The 4346-nt window shown below is 36.4% G+C and carries 4 protein-coding genes; 1 reads left to right on the forward strand and 3 read right to left on the reverse strand.

Annotation, left to right across the window (positions count from 1 at the left end):
* Positions 1–451 precede the first annotated feature (451 nt).
* Positions 452–1093 carry a DUF6266 family protein gene (locus tag AACY61_RS09445; RefSeq protein WP_339611327.1) on the forward strand — a complete coding sequence of 214 codons (642 nt, stop codon included), beginning with the start codon at positions 452–454 and terminating at the stop codon, positions 1091–1093.
* An 88-nt stretch (positions 1094–1181) separates the two neighbouring features.
* Here the strand turns inward: AACY61_RS09445 and AACY61_RS09450 are convergent, their stop codons facing one another.
* From AACY61_RS09450 to AACY61_RS09460, 3 genes are all read right to left on the reverse strand, one after another.
* Entirely contained in the window at positions 1182–1448 is a 267-nt protein-coding gene (locus AACY61_RS09450) for a helix-turn-helix domain-containing protein (protein ID WP_339611328.1), read from the reverse strand.
* Between the two features lie 199 nt (positions 1449–1647).
* Positions 1648–3024, reverse strand: coding sequence for a T9SS type A sorting domain-containing protein (locus AACY61_RS09455; RefSeq protein ID WP_339611329.1), 1377 nt, complete (start codon positions 3022–3024; stop codon positions 1648–1650).
* Between the two features lie 106 nt (positions 3025–3130).
* Positions 3131–4069, reverse strand: coding sequence for a hypothetical protein (locus AACY61_RS09460; RefSeq protein ID WP_339611330.1), 939 nt, complete (start codon positions 4067–4069; stop codon positions 3131–3133).
* Positions 4070–4346 lie beyond the last annotated feature (277 nt).

A 4346-nucleotide genomic window follows, 5' to 3' on the forward strand; every position in this document is an offset into this window, starting at 1 on the left:
AAAATTGATTAATTGTTGAGTTCACAATAAAAAATTGAATGTACTGGGTTTTATTAAAGACATTTCATCTTTTTGCATCACTAATCAAACCACTGCTTGCTGTAATGCAGTGCCTTTTGCCATACTCATAGAAAAGCCTTTTTGCTGTAGGGCTGCCTTAAAAAACTACTTCCACTCCACCCCGCTCCCAGATTGGTTGCAGTTTTCTTTTTAAAAATCGCATTTTTAAAAAGCGTTCTCGAACAAGTCTCGAACAAAACTCGGACAAAACCCCGTTAATTTTCAGAATTTGGTTCATTTGGGTTCAAATTGGTTCATATTGGGTCAAAAGGGTTCAAAACAGGTCATATTGGTTCAAAAAGGCTCAATTGGGTTCATGGTCTTGGCAGGTGGTACAAGGCGTTCTACATTAGCAGCTCATTAATTGTTTAACCCTTAAATCTATTTTATTATGGGTACTTTTACCAAAGGAATCCTTGGAGGATTCAGCGGAAAAGTAGGCACCGTTGTAGGTGCTTACTGGAGAGGCAAAAATGTGATGCGCAGTTTGCCTCGCCAAAGTTCAAAGCCGGCTACACCAAGCCAGGAAGCACAACGCACCATCTTTAGAGTGGTTGCTAAATTTTTATACCCCATCAAGGGTATTCTGGCCGCCTATTTTGGCAGTCCGGAGGGCGACAAGTCACGTTTTAACCTGGCGATGTCTTACCACTTGAAGGAGGGTGTACACGAAGTGAACGACCAAATTGAGATGGACCTTCCCAAGGTGCTGATCAGTAAAGGTGCGTTGCAGGGCTTAAAAAACCCGGGCTTTGTAGCTCAAGCCAACAGTGTGATGGAAGTCACCTGGGATGACAACAGTGGCCAAGGATTGGCCGGTCCTGATGACACCCTCACCGTAGTGGTGTACAACAGCACACTCGAACTATTTGAGGTGTTTGCTCCCGCAGGATTGCGCGAGGACACGCAAGCCAGCTTGACAGCTCCTAATTATATGAGCGGTCTGGAGGTACACGCCTGGGCTACTTTTATTACGCCCAGTGGTGACGTGGCAGCCACCAGTGTCTATTTGGGTAGCCTGACGGTTACTTAAAGCTGCCATTTTTAGTATGGGTACATTGAACCCGCACGGCCTTGGTTGCCGTGTGGGTTTTTTTATTGTTGAATACCGGTGTTTTCTTCTAAAACTTAGTGCGTTCTATCAATAGTTGAATGATGGCATGCTTAAAGTAATAGATAGAACCGCCAATTTTGGTGTGGGGTATCACAAGGTCTCTACGCCAGCGTTTTATTGACGATTCACTTATGTTAAACAGTTGTTTCACATCAGCTGTGGTCATTAAATTTTCTGGGCTGATTTTGGCTTTCTCAAACAAGGTGCGCTGCTGGGGCGTTGCACGCTTTTTTCCTCCCTGAGGGGTCTTGGTTGGTCGTTTCTTTTTGCCCATAGCTTGGTAGGTATTATGGGTTAAACAATACTATTTATGGGGATGTTTTTTGTGCTTTCAGCAATGGGGAAGTAACCTGAAGCGGGACTAATTTAATAAAAAAAAATTAAATAGGCTCCAAAAGCAATATTCTTAGTGCTTATTAGTCAGGGTTTTGTATTAACAACAGACTTTGTTTGTTAGTTAATTTAGACTTATCTTAGTATTTTATTAATTTCCGCACGATAGTCTTCCGGTCTGAAAAGAATATTAAATAATAAACGCCACTTTCAAGAAATGATACGTCAATATTATATTTGTTTTTCGTTACTAAAACTAATTTGCCCATAGAATCAACTATCATTATCTGATCTACCTGAATGTTTTCTAATCCACTAATACTTATATAGTTTGTGGTTGGGTTTGGAATTACTGAAAAATTCTTTAATACTGTATCGTCAATCGCCAAAGCTCCAGCGTTTTCATACCAAACGGTTCCACCTACAGGGCTAGACCCTATAACATCAATATCATTATCACCGTCCAAATCGCCAGCAATTATTCCAAATCCCCAATTACTTTCTCCCGGTAAAATTTGTTGAGCACTAAATGAGCCCATTCCATCCTGGTTTTCATACCAAGCTATTGTTTGACTTGGACCCGGATCTAAGGTCGCAGAAAGAACGTCATTATCGCCATCGTTATCTAAATCGGCAGCAAAAACGGAGGTCGCTCTCAAAGCCTCATTTGAAATAACTTGTTTAGTCCCAAAGTTTCCAAGACCATTCAAATTTTCATACCAAGAAATTTCGCCACTGTACCAGGTTGCCGTTAAAAAGTCTAGATTTCCATCTGAATTCATGTCTTCTGTAAAAATTGACCAAACTTCACCAATTTCGGTATCTATGATTTGTTGGGGGCCAAAATTTCCTGACCCATCAATGTTTTCATGCCAAAAGACTGTATCATCTTGGATCGACACAGCAAATACATCCAAATCTCCATCATTATCCACATCACTTGCTAAGACATCTCGAGCTATACCAACATCAGTTGCAATAATTTTTTTAGGTCCAAACGAGCCAAGACCATCTAAATTTTCAAACCAAAATAGCTCAGTGTGAGAACCCGAGAGTACATCAACGTCTCCATCACCATCAAGATCTCCTGCAAAAACCGTCCTACTATTAAGATTGATGGCGTCTCCCACTATTTGTTGAGGTCCAAAATTACCAAGACCGTCTAAATTCTCAAACCAAACTATTTTATAAAAATCTTCACCTGATTGCCAATCCTGTAAAACAGACACTACATCAATGTCACCATCACCGTTTATGTCACCGGCATATGCCGCGGCCCAACCAGGGTCATCATTAATTATTCTATCAGGTCCAAAATTTCCTAAGCCGTCTAAGTTTTCAATCCAAATTGTTGAATCATTATTAACTAATAAAATATCATTGTCATTATCTCCATCAAAATCAAACAAATACACCTCTAAACTTCCATAATCTGAAATTATTTGTGGCTCATTAAATTGAGCCCACAAGTTCATCTGGGTAGTTAATACGATCAATGCAAACACTTTTAATTTCATGGCTTGTATATTGGGTAACGGCAGTCTGTCTCAAAACCCCCTGTTTTATGGATTAAAGATATAGGAATTTTTCGTTTTGATCCAATGATACCTGAAATTGTGGTTTTTATTCAAAAAAACCTCTGTCTTTTAAAGTACTTTCTTTTTTTAATTCAAATAATTCATTCGGATAATTACCATATAAAATCTTAACCGTACCATTTTTAATTTCGTAATAAGGTTCAGGGTATTTTTTTTTAATTAATTCCAGATTTTCTTCTTTAAACTCAAATTCGATTGGTTTTTCAAACTCAATTTTCTTTGGTTTTATATGGAATCTAGAATCGATATTTCTAAAGATATTAGGATTATAAGGTGAAGCCCATTTTCCATCAACAGTTTTATATAAATCGTGATATTGATATTTTACGTGAATTAACCTTCCACAATAATCAGCAATATAGATTAGAACATTTTCATAATCATCGAAACGTCTTCTTGATCCGTGGTCATACGATACAAATTTAATAGTGTCTTTAGGGTAATTACCATACAAATTCTCAAGGATTTTGTAATCTGCATCATATTTAGAATCCATTGATATTCTATTGCAATAATAAATTAAATCAGCAGGTTCAACTTTTATTTTCTTTCCAATAAAAGCGTAAAGCATTCTAGGTTTTTCTTTGCATTCAATATATTCAACACAAACTTTTGGTTTTAATTCAATTCTAATTTCATCTTTTTTTAATAAATCACTAACTAGATAGGCTTCAGTTATATGTTTTAAAGAACTAAAAAATAGAGAATCTGTTAAGTTTACTTTAATTTCAAACCTTCCTTTTTCATCAGCTTCAACAACTAAATCTCTATTCTTTGAGATTTCATAATGTTTATTATGTTTTGGTAAGTCTGCTGAAAAATATTTTGAAAGAGTATCATTTACAATAATCCTTACTTTATTTCTGTTTTTAGTAGTATCAATTGCAATACCTTTAACCAAGACTTTTTGTCCAAATGAAATTGAACTGCTTACGAGAAATAAAATAAGTAGTAAGTTTTTCATATTTTTTAATTGGTTTCTCACATCTAAATATGTTTAATCAAAAGCCAATGATTAAATGAGTAAATGGTTTATACTAATTAGTAAGCCATTCTTTTTTGTGCGTCTTACAAAATTAATGACAACGGTCTAGTGTATGAGTAGTAGCGGATTTTTACTCACAAACCTTACGGTTTTGCACTGACCTTTGTTTTATGTTTGTACTTTCGTTTTATCACTTAAACCGCTATTACTTATACACCGTGTTGTGGCTAGTTTTTCTTTCTTATGATTTTCACAA

Origin of the sequence: uncultured Planktosalinus sp. (assembly GCF_963973675.1) — a bacterium.
Lineage (GTDB): Bacteria > Bacteroidota > Bacteroidia > Flavobacteriales > Flavobacteriaceae > Planktosalinus.

What these genes read in the sequence shown, in the direction of transcription:
- AACY61_RS09445 (WP_339611327.1), top strand. Translation starts at nt 452, where the DNA reads ATGGGTACTTTTACCAAAGGAATCCTTGGAGGATTCAGCGGAAAAGTA.
- AACY61_RS09450 (WP_339611328.1), bottom strand. Translation starts at nt 1,448, where the DNA reads ATGGGCAAAAAGAAACGACCAACCAAGACCCCTCAGGGAGGAAAAAAG.
- AACY61_RS09455 (WP_339611329.1), bottom strand. Translation starts at nt 3,024, where the DNA reads ATGAAATTAAAAGTGTTTGCATTGATCGTATTAACTACCCAGATGAAC.
- AACY61_RS09460 (WP_339611330.1), bottom strand. Translation starts at nt 4,069, where the DNA reads ATGAAAAACTTACTACTTATTTTATTTCTCGTAAGCAGTTCAATTTCA.